This window comes from Massilia sp. Mn16-1_5 (assembly GCF_004798585.1).
Lineage (GTDB): Bacteria > Pseudomonadota > Gammaproteobacteria > Burkholderiales > Burkholderiaceae_D > Telluria.
In genome coordinates this window covers 38731-61751 of record NZ_PPXQ01000021.1, presented here as the reverse complement: position 1 = coordinate 61751, position 23021 = coordinate 38731, and the positions used below count along the sequence as shown (strand labels likewise).

Annotated in this window: 21 protein-coding genes; 19 read left to right on the top strand and 2 right to left on the bottom strand. The window is 63.9% G+C overall.

Annotation, left to right across the window (positions count from 1 at the left end; translation table 11 throughout):
- Positions 1–582: 582 nt before the first annotated feature.
- The 4 genes from C2862_RS21620 to C2862_RS21605 are packed head-to-tail and all read left to right on the top strand — an operon-like array spanning position 583 to position 3713.
- A complete protein-coding gene (locus C2862_RS21620) occupies positions 583–1563 on the top strand; it encodes an RluA family pseudouridine synthase (RefSeq protein WP_136222496.1) in 981 nt (326 codons plus the stop codon).
- A 51-nt stretch (positions 1564–1614) separates the two neighbouring features.
- Positions 1615–2274, top strand: coding sequence for an HAD-IIIA family hydrolase (locus tag C2862_RS21615; RefSeq protein ID WP_136222494.1), 660 nt, complete (start codon positions 1615–1617; stop codon positions 2272–2274).
- Complete coding sequence (locus C2862_RS21610) at positions 2271–2660, top strand: Rieske 2Fe-2S domain-containing protein (protein WP_136222492.1); 390 nt, start codon at positions 2271–2273, stop codon at positions 2658–2660. The genes C2862_RS21615 and C2862_RS21610 overlap by 4 nt, the downstream gene beginning before the upstream one ends.
- A 51-nt stretch (positions 2661–2711) precedes the next feature.
- The gene (locus tag C2862_RS21605; protein WP_136222490.1) at positions 2712–3713 is read left to right on the top strand and encodes a S49 family peptidase; all 1002 of its coding nucleotides are present in this window, start codon (positions 2712–2714) and stop codon (positions 3711–3713) included.
- A gap of 231 nt (positions 3714–3944) precedes the next feature.
- Here the strand turns inward: C2862_RS21605 and C2862_RS21600 are convergent, their stop codons facing one another.
- Entirely contained in the window at positions 3945–4226 is a 282-nt protein-coding gene (locus tag C2862_RS21600) for a hypothetical protein (protein WP_136222488.1), read from the bottom strand.
- Between the two features lie 241 nt (positions 4227–4467).
- Here C2862_RS21600 and C2862_RS21595 point away from each other — a divergent pair, with 241 nt between their 5' ends.
- The 3 genes from C2862_RS21595 (at position 4468) to C2862_RS21585 (ending at position 7502) form a co-directional block, all read left to right on the top strand.
- Positions 4468–5190: a pseudouridine synthase gene (locus C2862_RS21595; RefSeq protein WP_136222486.1), complete on the top strand. Its 723-nt coding sequence runs from the start codon at positions 4468–4470 to the stop codon at positions 5188–5190.
- Between the two features lie 210 nt (positions 5191–5400).
- Complete coding sequence (locus tag C2862_RS21590) at positions 5401–6456, top strand: phospholipase A (RefSeq protein WP_229467546.1); 1056 nt, start codon at positions 5401–5403, stop codon at positions 6454–6456.
- A 50-nt stretch (positions 6457–6506) separates the two neighbouring features.
- Complete coding sequence (locus tag C2862_RS21585; RefSeq protein ID WP_136222484.1) at positions 6507–7502, top strand: fumarylacetoacetate hydrolase family protein; 996 nt, start codon at positions 6507–6509, stop codon at positions 7500–7502.
- Positions 7503–7602: 100 nt separating this feature from the next.
- On the opposite strand, the gene C2862_RS21580 is transcribed toward C2862_RS21585, so the two are convergent.
- A complete protein-coding gene (locus tag C2862_RS21580) occupies positions 7603–8775 on the bottom strand; it encodes a hypothetical protein (protein ID WP_136222482.1) in 1173 nt (390 codons plus the stop codon).
- Between the two features lie 334 nt (positions 8776–9109).
- Between C2862_RS21580 and C2862_RS21575 the strand changes: the two genes are divergently transcribed.
- The 12 genes from C2862_RS21575 to C2862_RS21520 all read left to right on the top strand — a co-directional run bounded on the left by C2862_RS21575 (position 9110) and on the right by C2862_RS21520 (position 23013).
- The gene (locus C2862_RS21575) at positions 9110–10258 is read left to right on the top strand and encodes a glycosyltransferase (protein ID WP_136222480.1); all 1149 of its coding nucleotides are present in this window, start codon (positions 9110–9112) and stop codon (positions 10256–10258) included.
- Between the two features lie 498 nt (positions 10259–10756).
- Complete coding sequence (locus tag C2862_RS21570) at positions 10757–11545, top strand: ABC transporter permease (protein ID WP_136222478.1); 789 nt, start codon at positions 10757–10759, stop codon at positions 11543–11545.
- The gene (locus C2862_RS21565; protein ID WP_136222476.1) at positions 11542–12207 is read left to right on the top strand and encodes an ABC transporter ATP-binding protein; all 666 of its coding nucleotides are present in this window, start codon (positions 11542–11544) and stop codon (positions 12205–12207) included. The genes C2862_RS21570 and C2862_RS21565 overlap by 4 nt, the downstream gene beginning before the upstream one ends.
- Positions 12204–13370, top strand: coding sequence for a chain-length determining protein (locus C2862_RS21560; RefSeq protein WP_136222474.1), 1167 nt, complete (start codon positions 12204–12206; stop codon positions 13368–13370). Before C2862_RS21565 ends, C2862_RS21560 begins: the two co-directional genes overlap by 4 nt.
- A 2-nt stretch (positions 13371–13372) precedes the next feature.
- Positions 13373–15091, top strand: a complete 1719-nt coding sequence (locus C2862_RS21555) for a polysaccharide biosynthesis/export family protein (protein ID WP_373888271.1) — start codon at positions 13373–13375, stop codon at positions 15089–15091.
- A 73-nt stretch (positions 15092–15164) separates the two neighbouring features.
- Positions 15165–16226, top strand: coding sequence for a dTDP-glucose 4,6-dehydratase (gene rfbB / locus C2862_RS21550; protein WP_136222472.1), 1062 nt, complete (start codon positions 15165–15167; stop codon positions 16224–16226).
- Complete coding sequence (rfbD, locus tag C2862_RS21545; protein WP_136222470.1) at positions 16223–17128, top strand: dTDP-4-dehydrorhamnose reductase; 906 nt, start codon at positions 16223–16225, stop codon at positions 17126–17128. The genes rfbB and rfbD overlap by 4 nt, the downstream gene beginning before the upstream one ends.
- Positions 17125–18018 carry a glucose-1-phosphate thymidylyltransferase RfbA gene (rfbA, locus tag C2862_RS21540; protein WP_136222468.1) on the top strand — a complete coding sequence of 298 codons (894 nt, stop codon included), beginning with the start codon at positions 17125–17127 and terminating at the stop codon, positions 18016–18018. The genes rfbD and rfbA overlap by 4 nt, the downstream gene beginning before the upstream one ends.
- A complete protein-coding gene (rfbC, locus tag C2862_RS21535; RefSeq protein ID WP_136222466.1) occupies positions 18018–18581 on the top strand; it encodes a dTDP-4-dehydrorhamnose 3,5-epimerase in 564 nt (187 codons plus the stop codon). The genes rfbA and rfbC overlap by 1 nt, the downstream gene beginning before the upstream one ends.
- Positions 18581–20869 (top strand): glycosyltransferase family 2 protein, encoded by a 2289-nt coding sequence (locus tag C2862_RS21530; protein ID WP_229467545.1) that lies wholly within the window; start codon positions 18581–18583, stop codon positions 20867–20869. The genes rfbC and C2862_RS21530 overlap by 1 nt, the downstream gene beginning before the upstream one ends.
- A 1-nt stretch (position 20870) precedes the next feature.
- Positions 20871–22232 carry a hypothetical protein gene (locus C2862_RS21525; protein WP_136222464.1) on the top strand — a complete coding sequence of 454 codons (1362 nt, stop codon included), beginning with the start codon at positions 20871–20873 and terminating at the stop codon, positions 22230–22232.
- Positions 22222–23013 carry an SGNH/GDSL hydrolase family protein gene (locus C2862_RS21520; protein ID WP_136222462.1) on the top strand — a complete coding sequence of 264 codons (792 nt, stop codon included), beginning with the start codon at positions 22222–22224 and terminating at the stop codon, positions 23011–23013. The genes C2862_RS21525 and C2862_RS21520 overlap by 11 nt, the downstream gene beginning before the upstream one ends.
- Positions 23014–23021: the final 8 nt, after the last annotated feature.

Below are 23021 nucleotides of genomic sequence, written 5' to 3'. Positions count from 1 at the left end.
GGGGAAAGCTGGAGGGGGTGTATGCCCGGGCGTGCGGCAAAGCGATGCCAAAAGCTCGCTGCCGCAACAGGGCGCATGGAGTCGATCGTCATGCCGAGGGCACGCCGTACCTGGGCCGCTCATCCCGAGGGGCACGACAGGGTGGGGGCAATGCGCGCAAAACCAGCCAGACCGAATGCAGCATACCAACCTGGACTTCGATGACAGGCGATGTAATCAGCCTTGTCCCGAAAAGCCTGCAGGATGACGCTTGCAACGGCCGGCGAAACGACAAGCGTTATCGACACCATCAACCGGCGAGCTCGGTGAGCCGAGCTTTCCGGTACTTATCCTTACAGTTCCAAACAATCCAATCCGGCACTCCTGCGCGCGATCCGATTACAACTGCGGTGCAACCCTGATCCACGCAGGAATGTGCGTACACGTTTTTTCCATCGAATTTGCATGCCAGCGGGGCCGATGGAGCGCGCCCCTGTGTAAAATATCGTTTTAATTCTTACACCTGCAGAGGTTTGACCGCCGCCTGTCGATTATATATTCAAAATGAAGGACTTAGAGAGAATTTCTGGGAAGACAGTCCAAATGAAGATGCAAAACGATGTTGTTCCCCCTTCATCACAGGCATTGGCAGCGAGTTTCGTCACGATCACCGAGGAAGAAGCCGGACAGCGCATCGATAATTACCTGCTGCGCGTCTGCAAGGGCGTTCCGAAAAGCCACATCTACCGTATCCTGCGTTCCGGCGAAGTCCGGGTCAACAAGGGCCGCATCGACCAGCTCTACCGGCTGGCGGCGGGCGACCTGGTGCGCATTCCGCCGATCCGTGTTGCCGAAAAGACCAGCAGCGCGCCCGTCCCCGGTGCCGAATTCAAGATCGTCCACGAGGACAACCACCTGCTCGTGATCGACAAGCCGGCCGGCGTGGCCGTGCATGGCGGTTCGGGCGTGTCGTATGGCGTGATCGAACAATTGCGCGCGGCACGGCCGGACGCGAAATTCCTGGAACTGGTGCACCGGCTCGACCGCGAAACCTCGGGTTTGCTCTTACTGGCGAAAAAGCGTTCGGCGCTCACCAATTTGCACGAGCAAATGCGCGACGGCCATACGGATAAACGTTACCTGGCCGCGGTGGCCGGCGACTGGGTGAATAAGCGCCAGCACGTAAAATTGCCGCTGCATAAGTTTTCGACGCCGGATGGTGAACGCCGCGTCGTGGTGCAGGCAGGCGGGATGGAATCGCACACGATTTTCAACCTGCTGCGCAAATGGGAAGGTTTTGCCTTGCTGGAAGCGGAACTGAAAACGGGACGTACCCACCAGATCCGCGTTCATCTGGCATCGTCGGGCTTCCCCATCCTCGGCGACGAGAAGTACGGCGATTTCGCCCTGAACAAGCAACTGCAGAAGGCCGCCGAAAACCGCGGCGCATTGCGGCGCATGTTCCTGCACGCCTATAAAATCGCGTTTACGCATCCGGAAACGGGCAAGCCGATGACGCTGCAGGCACCTCTGCCAGCGGAATGCGACCGTTTCTTGTTAAGCTTAGGGCAAGCATTGAATTGATGTCTGTCCACCATCCGAACAACAAGAGGAGCCGGCACGCAGCCGGGAGACATGCCAAGAAAGCAATTTGATCTGATCGTGTTCGACTGGGACGGTACGCTGATGGACAGCACGGTCGCCATCGTCAAGTGCATCCAGGCGGCCGCCCGCGACGTCGGCCTGCCGGTACCAAGTGACGAGGCCGCTTCCCACGTCATCGGCCTGGCCCTGCCCGAAGCGATGCAGGCCGCGGTGCCCGACATGGCGCCCGCGCTGTACCCGCGCATGGTCGAGCGTTACCGTTATCACTTCCTGACGAAAGACCACGAACTGGTGCTGTTCAAAGGAGTTCGCGAGATGTTGACCGAACTTTCGCAGCAGGGCTACTTCCTGGCGGTGGCCACCGGCAAGAGCCGGGTCGGACTGAACCGGGCCCTGAATGCGGCCGGGCTGCTGTCGATGTTCGACGCCACCCGTTGTGCTGACGAAACCTTTTCCAAGCCGCATCCGGCCATGCTGCAGGAATTGACGCGCGAACTGGGCCAGGACATGCGGCGCACCGTCATGATCGGGGACACCACCCACGACTTGCTGATGGCAAAGAACGCGGGCGCGGCCGGCATCGCCGTCGAATACGGCGCCCATCCGGTCGACCAGCTGCAAGCCTGCCGTCCCCTGTATTCGGCCAAGACGGCGGTCGAGCTGCACGCCTGGCTGGCCGAGTACGCATGACGTCCATGGCCGAGGTCCTGATCTGCGCGTCGGAGGCGCTGGTCGACGGCGGGGAGGGTGTGCGCTTTCCGGTGACCGTCTTCGGCGAGGCGGCCAGCGGCTTCGCCGTCCGCTACCGGGGTAAGGCCTACGCTTACCTGAACCGTTGCGCGCACGTGCCGATCGAACTGGACTGGGTGCAGGGCCAGTTCTTCGAGTCCGGCGGCGAATACCTGATGTGCGCGACCCACGGCGCGGTCTACCGGCCCGACACCGGCGCCTGCGCGGGCGGCCCTTGCCGCGGTGGCAAGCTGCGCCCGATCGGCGTGCGCGAAGCCGACGGCAAGGTGTATTGGCAACCGGACGAGCGGGTCGCTCCGGCCGCCGACAAGCCGGCGGACAATTGATCGAGCAAACCATCGAGCCAACTTTTACTTCACGGGGCTAAAAACACCGTCATGAGCGACAACATCAAGAACGAGGGCGATAGCGAAGACCGGTTCCACGCCAACCCCACGGCGGGCAACTGGGAGCGCGAGACGCTTGAAAAGCTCGTGTTCGCCACCATCAAGGAGCGGCGTGCTGCACGGCGCTGGAGCATTTTCTTCCGCCTGGCCTTCCTGGCCGTGGTGGTGGTCGGCCTGGTGACCTATTTCGACCTCAGCCTGGGCGGCGGGGACGACGAAAACCTGGGGCGTCACACCGCATTAATCGAAATTAACGGCGAGATCGAGGCAGAAGGCAGCGGTGCGGCCGATAATGTCATCCCTTCATTGAACAAGGCCTTCGCCGACGCGGGTTCGGCGGCAGTCGTCCTGCGCATCGACAGTCCCGGCGGCAGCCCGGTGCAGGCCGGCATCATCGTCGACGAAATCCGCCGCCTGAAGCGCGGCTATCCGGACAAGCCCTTATATGTCGTGGTCGACGAGATCTGCGCCTCGGGCGGCTATTACATTGCCGCCGCGGCCGACCGCATCTACGTCAACAAGGCAAGTATCGTCGGCTCGGTCGGCGTACTGATGGACAGCTTCGGCTTTACGGGCACCATGGAAAAGCTGGGCGTCGAGCGGCGCCTGCTGACGGCCGGCGCCAATAAGGGCTTCCTCGATCCATTCAGCCCGCAGTCGGAAAAGCACCGCGCCCATGCCCAGGAGATGCTGAACGAAATCCACCAGCAATTCATCACCGTGGTGCGCACCGGCCGCGGCACGCGCCTGAAGGAAACGCCGGAAATGTTCTCGGGCCTGTACTGGACCGGCGCCAAGGCCGTCGAGATGGGCCTGGCCGACGGTTTCGGCACGGTCGACACCGTCGCGCGCGACATCGTCAAGGCCGAGGACATCGTCGACTACACGGCGCATGAAGGCTTGCCGGAGCGTGTCTTGAAGAAATTTGGCGCCTCGGTGGGCGAGGGCGCGATGAAGGCCATGTCGCACGTCACACTGCCGAAGTTAAACTGAGTGAACTGATCTTGCTCAATATCTTCTTGAATGTTCCGTAAGATGGACTATAGTGATACTTGTAGTTCTTTCCAGGAGGGGCGATCGACAACACGTGCCAACCTGTTCGCAATCGTTAAAATCTGGTGACACTACTACCCCGCATGCGTGCGGTTTCGAGAGAATTCAATTCCTCACTGTAACAGTCCCTCCCGGGAACGAAAACGACGGCGCAAGCCGTCGTTTTCATTTTCAGGCAGCGTTGTCGTCCTTGTCTTCATGCTGCACGAAACCACCACTCTCGAGCCAGGCCTGGAAATCGCGCTGTGCCCGGGCAAACCAGGCGGCGCGCAGGGGCGGATTGCCCTTGCCGCACAGGTGAGGCAGGTTGCCGCCGCTGGTCCAGCGCGCCAGCGCCAGGCGGGTCGGAAATTGGGCGCACTGCGAGCGCGCCAGCGCCAGGCGTGCAGCCCGCAGCGACGAGGGCGCGACGGTGGGCAGGGCGGCATCAATCGTGGTCTTGAGTGCTTGCATGTTGTCCTCTTCTTGTCCAGTAATTAATCCTAGCGATTCCTCATCAAATCCGGACCCGCTGTAGGTCGATTCCTAATGGAGTTGAAGTCTATCAATGGATCTCCCGCTACGATTGATCTAGCGCAAACGAGCGCAAGGTTTCGATCCTTGGGGAAACAGAACAACGGCAGCTTCGCGCCCGCCTTTTGTGAAGCGTCGCTCGCCTTTGGTGAAGGCTCGCCCTTCTGTTAAAGTCTCGCCCATGAGTAAATTATCCCTGGACCGTATCCTGCAATCGCAGGGTTTCGGTACCCGCAAGTATTGCCGCGCCCTGATCGAGGACGGCGACGTCGCCGTGAACGGCGAGATCATCGACAACTACAAACTGGCCGTGGAGACCGAGGGCCTGGTCCTGACCGTTTTCGACGAAGAATGGGTGTACCGCGAGCATGTCTACATTGCCCTGTACAAGCCGGCCAATTTCGAATGTTCGCGTAAACCCAGCCACCATCCCGGCGTGCTGACCCTGCTGCCGGAACAGTTCGCCTGGCGCGACGTGCAGCCGGTCGGCCGCCTCGACCACGATACGACGGGGCTGCTGCTGATGTCCGACGACGGCCCCTTCATCCACGCCCAATCCTCGCCCAAGCGCCACGTGCCCAAGGTCTACCAGGCCACCACGGCCGAGCCGGTGACGCCCGAACTGGTGCAGCAACTGCTGGACGGCGTGCAGCTGCACGACGAACCGGCGCCGCTGCGCGCGGTGTCCTGCGTGGCGCGCGGCGAGAACGGCATCGAAATCGTTCTCGAGCAGGGCAAGTACCACCAGGTCAAGCGCATGCTGGCTGCGGCCGGCAACCATTGCAGTGCGCTGCATCGCTCGGCGATTGGCGGATTGACGCTGGAATCGCTGGGTTTGAAAGAGGGCGAGTGGTGTTTCCTGGAGCAGGCGCAGCTGGAGTTGCTGGTGCCGACGCAGGCGTAAACGTTGCAGGCCTGCAGGCAATGAGTCGCCCCGCATGAATGCAGGGCGCTACGCTTCGGTTTGCGTTAACGAATGGCGGCAAGCGTCGCGTGCGACCGCAAAGCCGGTTTTATTGCAATATGCGTATTGACTCGCGTCAGATCGTGGTCGGCGCGCAGAACTGCAGTCGGACGCGAGAGACGTTTTTTTCGCAACCGATGACCGTTCACCATGCCGTATTCCTACCGCCCCCTCCTGCTGTCCCTTCCCCTGCTGGTCGCCGCCAACGCCATGGCGCAAGATGCCCCCAAGCTGTTGTCCGACTGCGCCAACATCACCGATAACGTGACGCGCCTGGCCTGCTTCGACAAGCTGGCCGCGACCCCGGCGCCACGTACCGAAGCGGCCGTGGTCGTCAACCCGGCTCCGGTCCCGGGCGCCGCGCCGGAGGTGGCAACGGTCCCTGTCGTGACCGCGCAGCCCTCGGCCGAGAGCAGCGCCAGATTCAGCCAGCTCGACCACTGGGAGCTGGATCAGCCTTACCAGCGCGGCGTCTTCAAGTTCCGTCCGCACCACGCCAGCTACCTGATCGCCACCTATTCCCGCCGTCCCAACGAGACGCCCTACCTGCCTTATCGTGACCTCAACGACAACGAGGCCAGTCTGTCGAAGAGTGAACTGGCTTTCCAGCTCAGTTTCAAAATGAAGATGCTGGAAGGCGCGTTTGGCAAGCCGGTGGACTTGTGGTTCGGCTACACCCAGAACAGCTTCTGGCAGGCGGCCAACAGCGAGGCATCCAGCCCGTTCCGTGAAACGAATTACCAGCCGGAGCTGATGGCGATCGCGCCGCTCGGCTATGAGCTTGGCGGTTTCAAGCTAACCCATGCGGGCCTGGGACTCAACCACCAGTCGAACGGCCAGTCGGGTACGCTGTCGCGCAGCTGGAACCGCCTCTATGCCCAGCTCGGGATCGAAAAGGATGGCTTTTCGGCCACCGCGCGTGCCTGGAAGCGCTTGAGCGAAAGCGACGACGACAATCCTGATATCGTCGACTACATGGGCCGCGGCGACCTGGCGCTGGCCTACCGTCGCGATGGCCACATCTATGCGTCCACGCTGCGGTACAACTTCCACACCAGCCGTGGTGCCATCCAGGCCAGCTGGGCCTTCCCCTTGGCGGGCAACGTCAAGGGGTATGCCCAGGCTTTCGCCGGCTATGGGCAAAGCCTGATCGACTATAACTATTTCCAGCGGTCGATCGGGCTGGGCGTACTCGCCACGTTCTGAACCTGGCTGCGCTGCACTAGAATGGCGGCTTCGACAGCAATCTTCCGCCAATGAAACTTGCAAGCATCAAGGATGGAAGCCGCGACGGCCAGCTCGCCGTCGTCGCGCGCGACCTCAAAACCGCGCACATGGCCGACGCCATCGCCCCGACCCTGCAGGCCGCGCTCGACGATTGGGCCTTCATCGCGCCCCAGCTCGACGCCCTCTACGAGCAATTGAACGCCGGTCAGGCCCGGCGTGCCTTCGACTTCGATCCGGCACAGTGCATGGCGCCGCTGCCGCGCGCCCATGGCTGGGCCATCGGCGCGGCCTGGCCGCGCCATCTCGAGCTCGACTACCGCGCACGCGGCGCCGAGCCGCCGCCGTGGCTGCCGGAAGAGCCGGCGCTGTACCAGGGCGCGGCCGGAGACCTGCTCGGCCCCTGCGACGAGGTCCAGTTGGCCCATGAAGAGTGGGGCATCGATGTCGGTGCCGGCGTGGCCGCCGTGTTCGACGACGTGGCGGCCGGCGCGACGCCGGACGAGGCGCACGGGCGCATCCGCCTGCTCATGCTCGTGAATGACATCGGCCTGCGCCGCTTGATACCGGACGAACTGGCCAGGGGCGGCCTGCTGCAGTCGAAACCGGCCACCGCTTTTTCGCCGGTGGCGCTGACGCCGGACGAACTCGGCGACGCCTGGCGCGGCGGCAAGCTGCACCTGCGCCTGAAATGCAGCCTGAACGGCAACGTGCTCGGCCAGCCGGACGCCGGCGCCGACATGGCCTTCAATTTCCCGCAACTGGCCGCCCACCTGTGCAAGACGCGCCGCCTGCGCGCCGGCAGCATCGTCGGGGCGGGGCCGGTATCGAACCGGGAAAAGAGCGGACGCGGGGCGGTGGCGGCGGGCGATGCCTGCCTGCTCGACGCCCGCAATCGCGAGACCATCGCCGACGGCGAGGCGAGTACGCCTTTCCTGCGCTTTGGCGATACGGTGCGGATCGAGATGCTGGACGAGAAGGGGAAATCGGTATTCGGGGCGATCGAGCAGAAAATCGTGAAGCTGTAATCTTGATTGCGCAAACGCGTGGAGTCAGGACTCCACCCTACGTGTACCTTTATTTGTAGGGTGGAGTCCCGACTCCACGCGTTACAGCGCATGCATTCAATTAGCGCCCCTCCCAAAACGCACCGCCCGCCATATCGCCGCGTAAATCCACCTCCAGCGGCGGCGCCATTTTCCGCGTCGTCCGCGCCAGCATCAAACTGCCGTCCGGCCCGTGTATCCGATACCAGAGCAGGCCGATCGCCGACAGGCGCAACTTTTGTCCGGTGAATAGATTGTCCTTCACGACGCTCATTCCCTCCAGGCGCAGATCGAAGTCGAGCAGCGCGGCCCCTTCAGTGCGTTGCGCATACCCGAGATAACGGGCGGCATTCGCGAACGGGCTTTTATCGCCGCTTTCTCCGGCGCGCAATGAATCGATAAATGCGTCCACCGCTTTCAATACCGCGCCGGCCGCCGTCGCCACGGCCGCCATGTCGCGTTTCTCGTCGCCTTTCGCGCCATCGGCCAGTTTTTGCAGGGTGGCGATCCGGTTTGCATAATCGGCGCGGTGGGTGGCGAGCGAGCGCAGCTTGCCGAGCAGGCGTTCGTGCTGGACCGGGTCGAGTTCGCCCAGGTAGCCGCTGCCCAGGCCCGCGATACGTTGCGGGCAGGCTTCGGCCAGGGCGCTGGCGAAGAGGGCGCGCGCGCCTTCGCCATAGGCCAGGCTCGCGGCCGTGACGTCGGTCTTGAACAGCGAAGCGCTGTCGGCCGAGGCGCGTAGCACGCTCGGCACCACCGTCAACGCGACCGCCAGCGTGCCGCCGAAGGCGCCGGGCGGCGTGTGGGCATCGATATAGGCCTGCATGTCCTTGTTGCGGCGCGCCAGTTCGTCGGCAAGGCGCAGCAGGGCGTCGTTGACGCCGCGCGCGGCCGTGATGCCGGCGCTGGTGGCGGGATCGTAGACGGCCGTGCGCGCGTCCTGGGGCAGGGCGCCGCACACCTCGAGGGCCAGGCTGCGCGCCAGATCGAAGGCTCGCACCAGGCCGGCCGCCCCGAACTGGCGGGTATCGACGCTGCCCTCGAGTGGCCGGCTGGCGCCTGGAGGCAGGCGCGCAAGCAGGGCGGCACGCTCGGCTTCGCGCGTGGCCTGGCGTATCTCGGCTTCACGCTGGGCCAGCGCCGCATCGGCGGTCGCTTCCAGGATCCGTAGTTCGAGTGCGCTTTTCGCCGCATCCAGCTCTGCCCTGGATACCCCCTGGGCATAAGCATGTACGGCGAAAACCGGTGAAATCAATAATATGAGGAAACGAATTTGAACACACGGAAAGAAAGACATTCCCACTCCGGATAAAAGGTGTAACGGGATGTAAATATTCAGTGAGCCGACGTGGCATAAATACGTCAATAGTTGTAACAAAATGTCGGGAAATATTATGAAAGATGGTGCAAGTTTTTATTGCAGTTGATCAATTTCGATAAAAATTCAGGAAAACGCCACGCAAAATCAGGCACTTAGTACAGGTCTAGACAGGCGCCCCCTGCGGCTCCCAGCCCCACACGATTGCCGTCGAGCTGCTGCTTTCTTAGGAGAAATGCGATAGAATTCGGCGGTTAATGACGCTCCTTTTATGGATTTGACCGCACCTCACATCATCGCTCTGGCAATCGGCCTGGCTGTTTCGCTGGCATGCTCGCTCTTGCTGGTTGCGACCACGCGCTGGCACGGCAGGTTCACGCTCGACGCCACGCGTGGTATCCAGAAGTTCCATAGCGTGCCCACGCCCCGTATCGGCGGCCTGGCGATCATGCTGGGATTGATCTTTGCATGCATGGTCTCGTCCGTCACGCAGCAGGCCCTGCTTGGTCCCCTGCTGGCCGCCGCCGCACCCGCTTTCCTGTTCGGTATCGCCGAAGACCTGACCCGCCGCGTATCGATTGGCGCACGCCTGGTGGCCACCATGGCCAGCGGCGTGGCCTGCTGGGCACTGACCGGCGTCAGCATCGCCCATACCGGCATCGGCCTGCTCGACACGATGCTCGCCTGGCTGCCGCTCGCGGTTCTCTTCACCGCCTTCGCCGTCGGCGGCGTGGCGAATGCCGTCAACATCATCGATGGCTTCAACGGCCTGGCCAGCGGCACGGTCGTGATCGGCCTGGTGGCCGTCGGCATGATCGCCCTCGATTGCGGCGACCTCGAACTGGCGCGTACCTGTTTCATCATCTGTGCGGTGACGGCAGGTTTCTTCCTCGTCAATTTCCCGTACGGTAAATTGTTCCTTGGCGATGGCGGGGCCTACCTGCTGGGCTTCCTGCTGGCCTGGCTGTCGGTGACCCTGGTCTACCGTAACCCGCAGGTGTCGAGCTGGGCGCCCCTGCTGGCCTGCGCCTACCCGACCTTCGAAACCGTTTTCACCATCGTGCGCCGTCTCTGGTGCCGTCGCCATCCTGGCCAGCCCGACAGCTGCCACCTGCACAGCCTGGTCAAGATCGCCGTCGCCGGCCGCTACTTCCGCCGCTTCAGCGCGCCGCTGCGCAATGCCTGCGTGTCGCCGTTCTCCTGGTTCCTGGCAGCCGTGCCGGCCTGGTTCGCCGTCTCCTTCCCGCAAAACGCCGAAGCGCTGGTGCAGGGAACCCTGGTCAGCTTCGGCCTCTACCTGGCCTTCTATTGGTACATGGCGCGCGCCGCCCGTGCCCGCCGCCGCCGCGCGACACGGCCACCGGCAGTGAGCGTGCCGCTCCCGGCGATGGAATCCGAACCGGCATCGATGCAGTCTTAAATCGCTCTACAAAAAAACCACAGCTCTTCAATTTATTTGAAAGCTGTGGTTTTTTTTCGTCTATGCATTCGTATTTACCGCCGTGAGGATTGGAGAGTTTTTGGCTGCGGAAGATTTGGCCTGTTTCGCTGACATTATCACCAATAATCACACAATCCTTTCCGGATTTGCCGGTAGCTCTTTTCAGAGTCCGTTATTCGCCAAACGGCCTGAATAAATTCTCTCACTTACTAGCATTTCCCAAAGGAAATTTTGTTTCTTGAGCGGTGCGCCGTCGAAATTATGATCGTTTGAATAACTAGAGCAATTTAAATTGATCGACTACAATTCTTTCCGGCCTTAAATAAACCGAACTCTGCTCATCCAGGCGATGGGAATATGGGTCGGCCATCCCAGAGGTTACGCAGAGCAGGCTCCACGCTTGCGCCAGTCGTCAGCCCGTATTTACTTCCGGCCCGCACTTGCGGCTGAATCACTGGTGTAAGCGAAGAATTGTCCATGAGTGTCGTTGTCCGTTCTGCTTTGTCGATTACGTGCTCGACCTGGAAAGCATTACTTCTGCGTGAAACCGTCAACCGCCTTGCTGCCGGTCGCGCCGCCTGGGCCTGGCTGCTGATCGAGCCGCTGGTGCACGTCGCATTCATGCTGACCATGTTCATGGCGGTGCGGGTGACGAACATAGGCGGGATCGACGCCACGCTCTGGCTGGCGATCGGCCTGATCGCCTTTTTTCAGTTCCGCCGCACGGCCAACCAGTGCACCAATGCCATCAGCGCCAACCGTGCGCTGTTCACCTATCGCCAGGTCAAGCCGGTCGACACCGTACTGGTGCGCGCCGCCTGCGAAGGCTTCCTCATGCTGCTGGTGCTGATTGTCGCCATGTGCGTACTGGCGCTGCTCGGCCACGACGTGATTCCGGTCGATCCGCTGGCCCTGCTGGGCGCGCTGGCCGGCCTGTGGCTGGTCGGTCTGGGATTTGGCCTGGTGAGCTCGGTCGCAGTCGAACTGATTCCGGAAATGCAGCGTGTGATCGGCTTCATCATGCTGCCCGCTTACCTGATGTCGGGTGTGATGGTGCAGATCGGCGCAATTCCCGAACCCTACCGTGGCTACCTGGCGATGAACCCGCTGGTGCATGGACTGGAAACGGCGCGCCAGGCCTTTGCGCCGTACTACCACACGCTGAACGACCTGAGCCTGGGTTATCTGTACGGCTGGGCGCTGGTGCTGATTTTCCTGGGCCTGGCACTGCAGGTGCGCTTTGCAACGCGGGTGGCTAGCCAATGATCATCGTCGACGACGTCCACAAGCGTTACCGCACCGAACATGGTCCCGGCAAGTGGGTATTGAGCGGCGTGTCGTTCACCATCCCGCCGAAAGTCAACGTCGGCCTGGTAGGACGCAACGGCGCCGGCAAGTCGACCTTGCTGCGCCTGATCGGCGGCACCGACACGCCGAACCGTGGCCGCATCGAACGCGCCTGCCGCGTCTCCTGGCCGATGGGTTTCGGCGGCGGCCTGCAAGGCTCGCTGACAGGGCGCCAGAACGCCAAGTTCGTCTGCCGCATCCTCGGTCACGAAGACCAGATGGCCGACAAGCTCGCCTTCATGCAGGACTTCGCCGAAATCGGCGACTCCTTCGACGAGCCGGTCAAAACGTATTCATCGGGCATGAAGTCGCGCCTGCAGTTCGCCATGTCGCTGGCGTTCGACTTCGATGTCTATATCTCCGACGAGGTCACGTCGACCGGAGACGCGGCGTTCCGCGGCAAGGCGAACAAGGCCTTCAAGAACCTGGCCGATCGCGCCAGCCTGATCATGGTGTCGCACAGCGACAGCACGCTGCGCGAATTCTGCAGCGCCGGCATCTGGCTGCACCAGGGCCAGGCGTACTGGTTCGACGATATCGGGGACGCGCTGAAACACTACAAGGAAAGCATTGCAGTATGAATGACCGCATCAAGGACGAGGTGATCGTCAACGCCGATCCGGCGCGTGCAAAGGCGCGCCCAGGCGCGCGCCTGAAGGGCTGGCTCAGAAAGCGCGGCGTATTCGGCGTGGCCGGCATCGTCTGCGCCGCCACCACCCTGTACTGGAGCCTGGGCGCCTCCGACCGCTACGTCTCGCAAGCCAACGTAATCGTCCAGCGCACCGACATGACCGGCAGCCACTCGATGGATTTCAGTTCGCTGCTGGGCGGCGCCAACGGCAGCCGCAGCGACGAACTCCTGCTGCGCAACTACCTGCTGTCGATGGACATGCTGAACAAGCTGGACGCCAGGCTGCACCTGCGCGCGCACTACAGCGACCGCGCGCACGATCCGCTCTCGCGCATGTGGTCGAAGGACGTGGCCGACGAGTGGTTCCTGCAGTACTACCTGTCGCGCGTGAGCGTGGAGCTCGACGAGTATTCGGGCGTCCTGGTGATCAAGGCGCAGGGCTTCGACGCGCGCACCGCCCAGGCCATTACGACGGCGCTGGTGCAGGAAGGCGAGCGCGCGATGAACGAGATGGCGCACCGCCTCGCACGCGAGCAGGTCGCCTTCGTCGAGAAGCAGGTCGCGCAGATGGGTGAACGCTTCCAGCAGACACGCGCCGAAGTGATCCGCTTCCAGAACGCGCACGGCCTGGTCTCGCCGCAGAACCGCGCCGAACAGCTGAACGGCGTGGTCGAGCGCCTGCAGGCCCAGCGCACCGAATTGCAGACCCGCCGCAGCGCGCTGCTCGGCTACCTCGAGCCGCATGCGGCCGGTGTGGTCGAACTCGACCTGCAGATCGCCGCCATCGACAAGCAGCTGGCCCAGGAAAGCGCGCGTTTGACCTCGAGCAGCGGAAAGGCATTGAACAGCACGGTCGAGGAATACCAGCGCCTGGAAATGGCGGCCGGCTTTGCCCACGACGTGTACAAGACCGCCCTGGTCGCTCTCGAGAAGGGCCGCGTGGAGGCGACGCGCAACCTGAAAAAGGTGTCTGTCGTGCAGAACCCGACGCTGCCGCAGCACCCGCTCGAGCCGCGCCGCGTCTACAACGTCATCGTCTCGGTGCTGGTCACCTTGCTGCTGGCCGGTGTCGTGCACCTGCTCGCCGCGATCGTCCGCGACCATAAGGATTAAACATGTTTCAAGGTTCCATCTTCCGTTCGTCCGTCTACGCGGCCTTGCTGGCGCTGGCAGGCGCAGCCGGGGCAGTCACGCTGCCTCCAGGCGTGACGCTGCCTGCAGGCATGACGCCCGCCATGCTCGCCGCGGCCGGCGTCAATCCTGGGAGCTTGGCCGCCCAGGCACCGGCTCCCGTGCCGGCAGAAGTGCCGATGCAGGCGCCGCAGCGTTACGACTACAGTAGCAACCGCAGCACCGACGTGTTCGGCGCTTCGCTCTTTTCGGGCAGCTTCGCCGTCGGCGGCGCCACCCAGTTCAACCCCGACTACCTGGTCGCGGTCGGCGACCGCATCCAGATCCGCCTGTGGGGCGGCTATACCTTCGACGGCATCCTGACCGTCGACCAGCAGGGCAACCTGTTCGTACCCCAACTCGGGCCGGTCAAGCTGCTCGGCGTGCGCAACCGCGATCTGCAGCGGGTGCTCGAAACGGCGATGCGCCAGGTATTTCGCGCCAACGTCAACGGCTACGCCAACCTGGCGGCGGCGCAGCCGGTGCGCATCTATGTCGGCGGCTTCGTCAATCGTCCGGGCATGTACAACGGCACCAGCATGGACAGCCTGCTCAACTACCTGGACCAGGCCGGCGGCATCGACGTCGACCGCGGCAGCTTCCTGAACGTGCAGATCAAGCGCGGCCAGCAGGTGCGCGCCACCGTCAACCTGTACGATTTTCTGCTCGAGGGCAGCATCCCGCAGATTCAGCTCAGCGACGGCGACGTGATCTTCATCACCCCGCGCCAGAACACCGTGCGCGTGAGCGGACTGGCGGCCAACGCCAAGCGGTTCGAGTTCGCCGGTGCAGAACTGACGGTCGACGAGCTGGCCCGCCTGGCCAAGCCGGCGGCCAGCGCCACGCACGTGCGCGTCGTGCGCAACACGGGCACCGTGCGCAATACCGACTACTACCCCTTGAGTGCGGCGCGCGACGTGCGCGTGGCCAACGGCGACGACGTCGAATTCACCGCCGACAAGAAGCCGGGCACGATCACCGTGCGCGTGGAAGGCGAGCACCAGAGCCAGCAGGAGTACGTGCTGCCCTATGGCTCGCGCATCGGCGCGCTGCTCGGCCAGGTGCGGATGACACCCTTGTCGGACACCGCCAGCATCCAGCTCTACCGCGTCAGCGTGCGCGAGCGCCAGCGCGCCATGCTGCAGACCTCGATGCGCAGCCTGGAGTCGGCGGTGCTGACCGCACGCAGCGGCACCAGCGACGAAGCGGTACTGCGCAAGCAGGAATCGGACTTGATCCTGCAATGGGTCGAGCGCGCGAAGAAGATCGAGCCGAGCGGCCAGGTGCAGATCGCATCGAGCGCCGCGCGCGACGAGCTGCTGCTGGAAAACGGCGACACGATCCGTATTCCGACCCGCGATGGGCTGGTGCTGGTCAGCGGCGAGGTGCTGTTCCCGAACGCGCTGGCGTTCGACGGCGCGCTGAAGGTCGGCGACTACATCGCGCGTGCCGGCGGCTACACGCAGAACGCGCAGAACTCGCGCGTCGTGATCGCGCATCGCGACGGCAGTTTCGAAGAGGGCACGCCGGATGCGCGCCTGCGTGCCGGCGACGAAGTGCTGGTGCTGCCGAAGGTCGACGTCAAGTCGCGCCAGGTCTTCAAGGACATGACGCAGATTATTTACCAGATCGCCGTTGCGGCGAAAGTGGTGCTCGGACTGTAGCAAACGCACGCCCGCGCATGACGCGGGTGGCGATAACTAAAAATTAGTTAGTAAAACTAGGGAATCGACAAGCATGACCATTTTAGTGACCGGCGGCGCCGGCTTCATTGGGGCGAACTTCGTCCTCGACTGGCTCGCGCACGGCAGCGAGACCGTGATCAACCTCGACAAGCTGACCTATGCGGGCAACCTGCAGAACCTGGCCAGCCTGGAAGGCGACGGGCGCCACGTCTTCGTCCATGGCGATATCGGCGACGCCGCACTGGTGGCGCGCCTGCTGGCCGAGCACAAGGTGCGCGCGGTGCTGAACTTCGCGGCCGAGAGCCACGTCGACCGCTCGATCGAGGGCCCGGGCGCCTTCATCCAGACCAACATCGTCGGCACCTTCAACCTGCTCGAAGCGGTGCGCGGCTACTGGAGCGCCTTGCCGGACGCCGAGCGCGCAGCTTTTCGCTTCCTGCACGTGTCGACCGACGAAGTCTACGGCTCGCTGGACGCGGATGCGCCGGCCTTCACCGAGAGCCACCGCTACGAACCGAACAGCCCCTATTCGGCGAGCAAGGCGGCGTCGGACCACCTGGTGCGCGCCTACCATCACACCTACGGCCTGCCGGTACTGACCACCAACTGCTCGAACAACTACGGTCCCTACCACTTCCCGGAAAAGCTGATCCCGCTGGTGATCCACAACGCGTTGGCCGGCAAGCCGCTGCCGATCTACGGCGACGGCCAGCAGATCCGCGACTGGCTCTTCGTCACCGACCATTGCAGCGCGATCCGCCGCGTGCTCGAAGCCGGCCGCCTGGGCGAAACCTACAACGTCGGCGGCTGGAACGAAAAGGCCAACATCGAGGTCGTGCGCACCCTGTGCGCCATCCTCGACGAGCTGGCGCCGCGCGCCGACGGCCAGCCGTATGCCCGCCAGATGACCTTCGTAAAAGACCGTCCCGGCCACGACCGCCGCTACGCGATCGACGCCCGCAAGCTCGAGCGCGAACTGGACTGGCGTCCGCGCGAGACCTTCGAGACCGGCATCCGCAAGACCGTCCAGTGGTACCTCAACCACCAGGACTGGGTGCGCAACATCACCAGCGGCGCCTATCGCGAATGGGTGGAAAGGCAGTACGCCGCATGAAGATCCTCCTGTTGGGCAAGGACGGCCAGGTCGGCTGGGAACTGCAGCGCGCGCTCGCGCCGCTGGGCGAGCTGCGCATGCTGGGCCGGCTCGATGCCGATTTCGACCAGCCGGAATCGCTGCGCGCCTGCGTGCGCGACTACGCGCCGGACGTCATCGTCAATGCCGCCGCCTACACCGCGGTCGACAAGGCCGAGAGCGATGCGGACACCGCGCAGCGCGTGAACGCGCTCGCGCCCGGTGTGCTGGCCGAGGAAGCGGCGGCCTGCGGCGCCTGGCTGGTACATTACTCGACCGACTACGTGTTCGACGGCAGCAAGGAGGGCGCTTACGTGGAAAGCGATACGACCCATCCGCTGTCGGTCTACGGCCGCACCAAGTGCGAGGGCGAAGAGCGCATTCGCGCCAGCGGCGCGCGCCACCTGATCCTGCGTACCAGCTGGGTGTTCGCGGCGCGCGGCGGCAACTTCGCCAAGACCATGCTGCGCCTGGCGAAAGAGCGCGAGCAGCTCAACGTGATCGCCGACCAGCACGGCGCGCCGACTTCCGCCGAGCTGATCGCCGACGCCACCGCGCTGGCGCTGCACAGCATCCGCGATGCCGGCACGGCCGGGCCGGCGATGTCGGGCACCTACCACCTGGTTGCCGCCGGCGCCACGACCTGGCACGGCTATGCGCAGTACGTGCTGGAGCAGGCGCTGGCCTGCGGCGCGCCGCTCAAGGCCGGCCCGCAGCAGGTGCAGCCGATCGCGACCGAGGCCTATCCGACGCCGGCCGCCCGTCCGCGCAACTCGCGCCTCGATAACCACCGTTTCCAGACCACGTTCGGCCTCCAGCTCCCGGACTGGCGTCACCACGTCAACCGACTCATCGCCGAGCTGGCGGCACAAGGACAACTATGAAGCCAAACACTCAACGCAAGGGCATCATCCTGGCCGGCGGCAGCGGCACCCGCCTGTACCCGGCCACGCTGGCCATGTCGAAGCAGCTCATGCCGGTGTTCGACAAGCCGATGATCTACTACCCGCTGAGCACCCTGATGCTGGCAGGGATCCGCGACATCCTGATCATCTCGACGCCACAGGACACGCCGCGTTTCGCACAGCTGCTGGGTACCGGCGAGAGCTGGGGCCTGAACCTGTCGTACGCGGTGCAGGAGTCGCCCGAAGGCCTTCCACAGGCTTTCACGATCGGCGAGCGCTTCCTCGACGGCAGTCCGTCGGCGCTGGTGCTGGGCGATAACCTGTTCCACGGCCACGAGTTCAACCAGCTGCTCGAGCGCGCCTCCACGCGCCGCGATGGCGCCAGCGTGTTCGCCTACCACGTGCAGGACCCGGAGCGCTATGGCGTGGTCGATTTCGACGCCTACGGCAAGGCCATCAGCCTCGAAGAAAAGCCGGCCGACCCGCGTTCGCATTACGCGGTCACCGGCCTGTACTTCTACGACGAGAACGTGGTCGAGATCGCGAAGAGCCTGAAGCCATCCGCCCGCGGCGAGCTGGAGATCACCGACCTGAATCGCATCTACATGGACCTGGGCAAGCTGCACGTCGAGATCATGGGCCGCGGCTACGCCTGGCTCGACACCGGCACCCACGAGTCGCTGCTCGACGCCAGCAAATTCATCGCCACGCTGGAACACCGCCAGGGCCTGAAAGTCGCCTGCCCGGAGGAGATCGCCTTCCGCAAAGGCTGGATCAGCCCGGCCGAGCTCGAGTCGCTCGCCGCGCCGATGAGAAAGAACGGCTACGGCCAGTACCTGTCACGCATTTTGAAAGAGACCGTTTTCTGATGAACGCCATCCGTCTTGCCATTCCCGACGTCGTCCTGTTCGAACCGCGCGTGTTCGGCGACGAGCGCGGCTTCTTCTTCGAGAGCTTCAATCACCGCCGCTTCGAGGAAGCCATCGGCCGCAGCGTCGAATTCGTCCAGGACAATCACTCGAAGTCCACCTTCAATGTGCTGCGCGGCCTGCACTACCAAGTGCAGCAGGCCCAGGGCAAGCTGGTGCGCGTAGTCGAAGGCAGCGTGTTCGACGTCGCCGTCGACCTGCGCCGCAACTCGCCGACCTTCGGCCAGTGGGTCGGCGAAATCCTGAGCGGTGAAAACAAGAAGCAGCTGTGGGTGCCGGAAGGCTTCGCGCACGGCTTCGTGGTGCTGTCCGAGTCGGCCGAGTTCCTGTACAAGACGACCGACTACTGGTCGCCGGAACACGAACGCTGCATCGCCTGGAACGACCCGACGCTGGCGATCGACTGGCCGATCGGTGCCGCGCCGTCGGTGTCGGCGAAGGATGCGCAGGGCGTGCGCTTCGAGGCTGCCGAAGTGTATGAGGCGGAAGAGGCGCTCGCCTGATGAAGATGCAGACGCCGGCGATGAGCGGTTTCACGCGCTTGAAAAAGCGCGTGTTCCGCCACGCCAAGCCCATGATCCGCAAGCTCTGGCCCTTGTACACGCTTGGTGACTGGCGGCCGGCGCACCAGCTGCAGCCGGTCCCGGGCCGTCCCGGGCAGTTCGAGTCGATCGGCGCCGATCCCCACTTCCGTCTCGCGCATCCGGTGCCGGCCGGCTGGTACATGTTCGAAGCGAAGCTGCGCCTGCCTAATGCGTCGGTGCATGCCCGAATCTATCCCGACACCGGCAGCGGAGAATCGGAAGAGACCGCATTTTCGTTGCGCCTGCATTCGGAGCGGCTGTGCAAGCGACTGGTATATCTGCCAGCCGACGCACGCCTGCGTTTCGACCCGCTTAGCGCGCCCGGCAGTTTCGGCCTTGATCAGCTGCGCCTGGTGCGCGTAGGTGCGGCATTTGCGCGTACGCGCCTGCGCCGCAAACTGACAGCTCGCCACCCGCTGCATGCCACCGGCGCAGCCACGGCGACCGACGAACAGCTGTGGACCGACTACTGCAAGGTGTTCGAAGTTGGCAGCGAACTTGTGTCATACGCCGACTGGATCGAGCGCGTCGAGCAGCCGCGCTTGCCGAGCGCCGCGGACCAGCTCGCCGAAAGCAGACAATGGCAGTGGACACCGCTGATGTCAATCGTTGTCCCGACCTACAACACCGACCCGGCGCTGCTGCGCGCCTGTCTCGACAGCGTACTGGCGCAAGGTTATCCCCATTGGGAATTGTGTATCGCCGACGATGCGTCGACCCAGCCAGAGGTGCGAGCGATCCTGGACGCGTACGCCCGGCAGGATGCGCGCGTGAAGCTTAGCTACCGGCGCCAGAACGGCCACATCGTCGCAGCCAGCAATAGCGCGCTCGCGCTGGCAGGTGGTGAATTCGTCGTGCTGCTCGATCACGACGACGAACTGGCCCCCCACGCGCTGTTCGAGGTCGTCAAGGCACTGCAGACGCGCCCGAGCGCGCAGATCGTGTATTCGGACGAAGACAAGCTCGATCCGAATGGACGGCGTTGCGCGCCTTACTTCAAGCCGGACTTTTCGCCGGACCTGCTGTACTCGCAGAACTACATCTCGCACCTGGGCGTGTACCGGCGCGAACTCGTCCAAGCCGTGGGCGCCTTTCGCCAGGGCTACGAGGGCAGCCAGGACTACGACCTGGTGCTGCGTTGCATCGCCCGGATCACCGATGCGCGCGATATCGTGCACGTCCCCGAGGTCCTGTACCACTGGCGCATGGCCGAGGGCTCGACCGCCAGCGGCCAGGAACAGAAGAGCTACACCACCGACGCGGCACGCCGCGCGCTGCAGAATCATTTCGACAGTACGCGTCAGCCGGCATCGGTTGCTGTCATCGCACCCGGCCTGTACCGCCAGCACTGGGCGATTCCGGAGCCGGCGCCTTTGGTCAGCCTGATCGTGCCGACGCGCGATTGCCACGACGTGCTCAAGACCTGCGTTGACTCGATCCTGCAAAAGACCAGCTACAGCAACTACGAAATCCTCATCGTCGACAACCAGAGTACCTGTCCGCGCACGCTCGCCTACATGGCGGAGCTCGAAGCCGAAGGCAAGGCGCGCGTGCTGCGCTATGACCAACCCTTCAACTACTCGGCGATCAATAACTTCGCTGCGCGTCATGCAGGCGGAAGCATTCTCGGTCTCATCAACAACGATGTAGAAGTGATCAGCCCGGACTGGCTGAACGAGATGGCGAGTCATGCGATCCGCGCCGAAATCGGCTGCGTGGGCGCCAAGCTGTACTACCCGAACGACACCCTGCAGCATGGCGGTGTGGTTTGCGGCATCGGCGGCGTCGCCGGCCATTCGCACAAGTACCGTCCGCGCGACGACGACGGCTATTTCTCGCGCTTGCGCATCGTGCACAACACGAGCGCCGTCACGGCAGCGGCGTTGCTGGTGCGTCGCGACGTCTTCGAGCAGGTCGGCGGCCTGGACGAGACCGGACTGCGGGTCGCTTTCAACGATGTCGACCTGTGCCTGAAAGTGATGCAAGCGGGTTACCGCAACCTGTGGACGCCGTTCGCCGAACTGTATCACCACGAATCGATCAGCCGCGGCAGCGACGAGACGCCGGAAAAGCGCGAGCGTTTCAAGCGCGAGTGCATCGTGATGCAGGCGCGCTGGCCGGAAGTGCTGGCACGTGACCCATACTACAACCCGAACCTGACGCTCCGGCGCGAAGACTATTCGCTGGACCTGGCGGCCGAGGCCTGACATGACCCAGTTCGCATCTGTCCGCAAATTGCCTGCGCAGGAATTGCACGCCTGGGCGCTGGACTTTCCGCAGGCCGGCACTGCAGCGCGCATGAGCGAGCGCGGACTGTACCTGCAAGGCTGGGCGCTGGGACGCGAGCATGGCGACTGCGTCGACATGATTGTGCGCACGCAGACGCCGCAAGGCGAGGAGTTCAGGCGCATCCCCTTCAACAATGCCCGCCCGGACGTGATCCACCGCGTACTCGGCGCCGCACCGGCAGAACATCCGCACCTGCGCTGCGGCTTCATTGCCCACCTCGATCCCGTGCCGACAGCGTTCACGCTCGGCGTGGACGTGCGCGGCCAAGTCCACTGGCTCAGCGAAGTCACGCTCGACGGCGAGCCGGAATTCCGGCCGCAACCCTCTGCCCAGCAGGTCATCCAGGGGACCGGAGGCTGGCTTTACCTCGACAACGACACGAACCGCAGCGTGGAACAGTTCACCGGCCGCCTGACCCTGGATGCGGACGGCCTTCGAGGCTGGCGCACCTATCTCGACGCCTGCGCGGAGATCGCCGGCGCCGTGCAAGCACGGCAGGGCGTTATGATCGCCGCATCGAAAGAGCAGGTACTGCCCGAGCACTATCCGCATCCGAAGGGCGTGCTGACGGTACACGAACAAGTGCTCGGCTTGGCCCGCCCAGGGCACCGCGTGCTCGACACGGCCGCGTTACTGCGCGCACGCGCCGACCGGGAACAATGCTTCATCCGGACCGATACGCACTGGACGGACCGCGGCGCGATGTACGCGTCGCTCGAACTGCTCGCCCTGCTCGGACTCGACGCGCAGGTGGCGCGCCAGCGCTGGTTGGACGATGTCTATTACACGATGCCGTTCGCAGGCGACCTCGGTGTCAAGCTCGTGCCGGCTTTGTCGGCGCCCACGGAATTCCTGCAGGCGCCGCTCGCCTCCACCAAGGCCGTGTTCGACAATCACCTGCCGAACCTCGGCCGCGTATTGGTATTCGACGACGCCGCCGCGCCGTGGAGCAGCCTGTTGCTGTTCGGCGCCTCGTCGGCCTACCCGATGCTCAAGTATCTGAAACGCCTGTTCCGGCGCATCGTGTTCGTGCACAGCGCCGGCAACGTCGACGCCGAGATCGTGCGCCACGAGCGGCCTGACTATCTCGTCATGCAGACCACCGCGCGCTTCGTGGTCACGCCGCCCGACGTTCGTTTCGTGTTGCGTCATGCAGTGGCCGAGAAGCTGCGCGCGGTCGATGCACAGGTACGCGCGCGCGCGCAGGCCTCGTCTGCAAAGGCGGCCGCCGATATGAAGAACTTGCCATACTGCGCAATGTTGGACACCAATGAACACTGAACCGAAAAAGAAGTCGATGAGTTATCTGTTGGACGCCAAGCGTCTCCTCTGTGCGGCGTTACTGGGCACGCTGGCGGCCTGCGGTGGGGGTGGTGGCGCTGCCAATACGGCCATGCCTGCCCCTGTAACCACGGCTCCCGCTTCCGCCCCGGTAGCGCAAGTCAAACCCGGCACCTGGGTTGTCATGGGGTCCTCGACAGCCGCGGGCACAGGTGCGCCGGCCGGGAAAGGCTGGGTCGCCCTGCTGAGCGAAACCCATGCCGCTGGCGGCGCGCAGGTCGCCAATATCGCCAAGGGCGGCACCGTGACCTACGAAGGCCTGGGCGCGAACGCACCGCGCCCTGCGGGGCGGCCGGCATCTGACCCGGCCGTCAATATTGACCAGGCGCTGTCACGCAAGCCAGTGCTGCTGATCGTGTCCTACCCGACCAACGACACCGCGCTCGGCTACAGCGTCGACGAGACGGTGAACAACTTATTGGCGATCCGCGCGCACGCGCTGGCGGCCGGCGTGCCGGTCGTGATCACGTCGACCCAGCCGCGCAATCTCAGCGACACCCAGCTGGCCCAGATGCGGATGATCGACCAGCGCCTGGCGGCGGAGGTGGGCGCTTGCTTTGTTGCGGTCCACCATCTGCTGACTGGCGCCGATGGACGGCTTGCGCCCGTTTACGACTCGGGAGATGGCGTTCACCCGAACGACCAAGGGCATCTGCTGATCCAGAGCCAGGTAAGCAGCCGTCTGCACAGCGGCTCCTGCGTGAAGCTCGTCCAGCAATAGAAAGACCG

Excerpts from the sequence above, each read along its gene's own strand:
- rfbA (WP_136222468.1), top strand. The coding sequence starts at position 17,125 with ATGAAGCCAAACACTCAACGCAAGGGCATCATCCTGGCCGGCGGCAGC.
- C2862_RS21530 (WP_229467545.1), top strand. The coding sequence starts at position 18,581 with ATGAAGATGCAGACGCCGGCGATGAGCGGTTTCACGCGCTTGAAAAAG.
- rfbD (WP_136222470.1), top strand. The coding sequence starts at position 16,223 with ATGAAGATCCTCCTGTTGGGCAAGGACGGCCAGGTCGGCTGGGAACTG.
- C2862_RS21525 (WP_136222464.1), top strand. The coding sequence starts at position 20,871 with ATGACCCAGTTCGCATCTGTCCGCAAATTGCCTGCGCAGGAATTGCAC.
- C2862_RS21605 (WP_136222490.1), top strand. The coding sequence starts at position 2,712 with ATGAGCGACAACATCAAGAACGAGGGCGATAGCGAAGACCGGTTCCAC.
- C2862_RS21560 (WP_136222474.1), top strand. The coding sequence starts at position 12,204 with ATGAATGACCGCATCAAGGACGAGGTGATCGTCAACGCCGATCCGGCG.
- C2862_RS21600 (WP_136222488.1), bottom strand. The coding sequence starts at position 4,226 with ATGCAAGCACTCAAGACCACGATTGATGCCGCCCTGCCCACCGTCGCG.
- C2862_RS21520 (WP_136222462.1), top strand. The coding sequence starts at position 22,222 with ATGAACACTGAACCGAAAAAGAAGTCGATGAGTTATCTGTTGGACGCC.
- C2862_RS21610 (WP_136222492.1), top strand. The coding sequence starts at position 2,271 with ATGACGTCCATGGCCGAGGTCCTGATCTGCGCGTCGGAGGCGCTGGTC.
- C2862_RS21555 (WP_373888271.1), top strand. The coding sequence starts at position 13,373 with ATGTTTCAAGGTTCCATCTTCCGTTCGTCCGTCTACGCGGCCTTGCTG.
- rfbC (WP_136222466.1), top strand. The coding sequence starts at position 18,018 with ATGAACGCCATCCGTCTTGCCATTCCCGACGTCGTCCTGTTCGAACCG.
- C2862_RS21565 (WP_136222476.1), top strand. The coding sequence starts at position 11,542 with ATGATCATCGTCGACGACGTCCACAAGCGTTACCGCACCGAACATGGT.
- C2862_RS21620 (WP_136222496.1), top strand. The coding sequence starts at position 583 with ATGAAGATGCAAAACGATGTTGTTCCCCCTTCATCACAGGCATTGGCA.
- C2862_RS21570 (WP_136222478.1), top strand. The coding sequence starts at position 10,757 with ATGAGTGTCGTTGTCCGTTCTGCTTTGTCGATTACGTGCTCGACCTGG.
- C2862_RS21585 (WP_136222484.1), top strand. The coding sequence starts at position 6,507 with ATGAAACTTGCAAGCATCAAGGATGGAAGCCGCGACGGCCAGCTCGCC.
- C2862_RS21595 (WP_136222486.1), top strand. The coding sequence starts at position 4,468 with ATGAGTAAATTATCCCTGGACCGTATCCTGCAATCGCAGGGTTTCGGT.
- rfbB (WP_136222472.1), top strand. The coding sequence starts at position 15,165 with ATGACCATTTTAGTGACCGGCGGCGCCGGCTTCATTGGGGCGAACTTC.
- C2862_RS21615 (WP_136222494.1), top strand. The coding sequence starts at position 1,615 with ATGCCAAGAAAGCAATTTGATCTGATCGTGTTCGACTGGGACGGTACG.
- C2862_RS21575 (WP_136222480.1), top strand. The coding sequence starts at position 9,110 with ATGGATTTGACCGCACCTCACATCATCGCTCTGGCAATCGGCCTGGCT.
- C2862_RS21590 (WP_229467546.1), top strand. The coding sequence starts at position 5,401 with ATGCCGTATTCCTACCGCCCCCTCCTGCTGTCCCTTCCCCTGCTGGTC.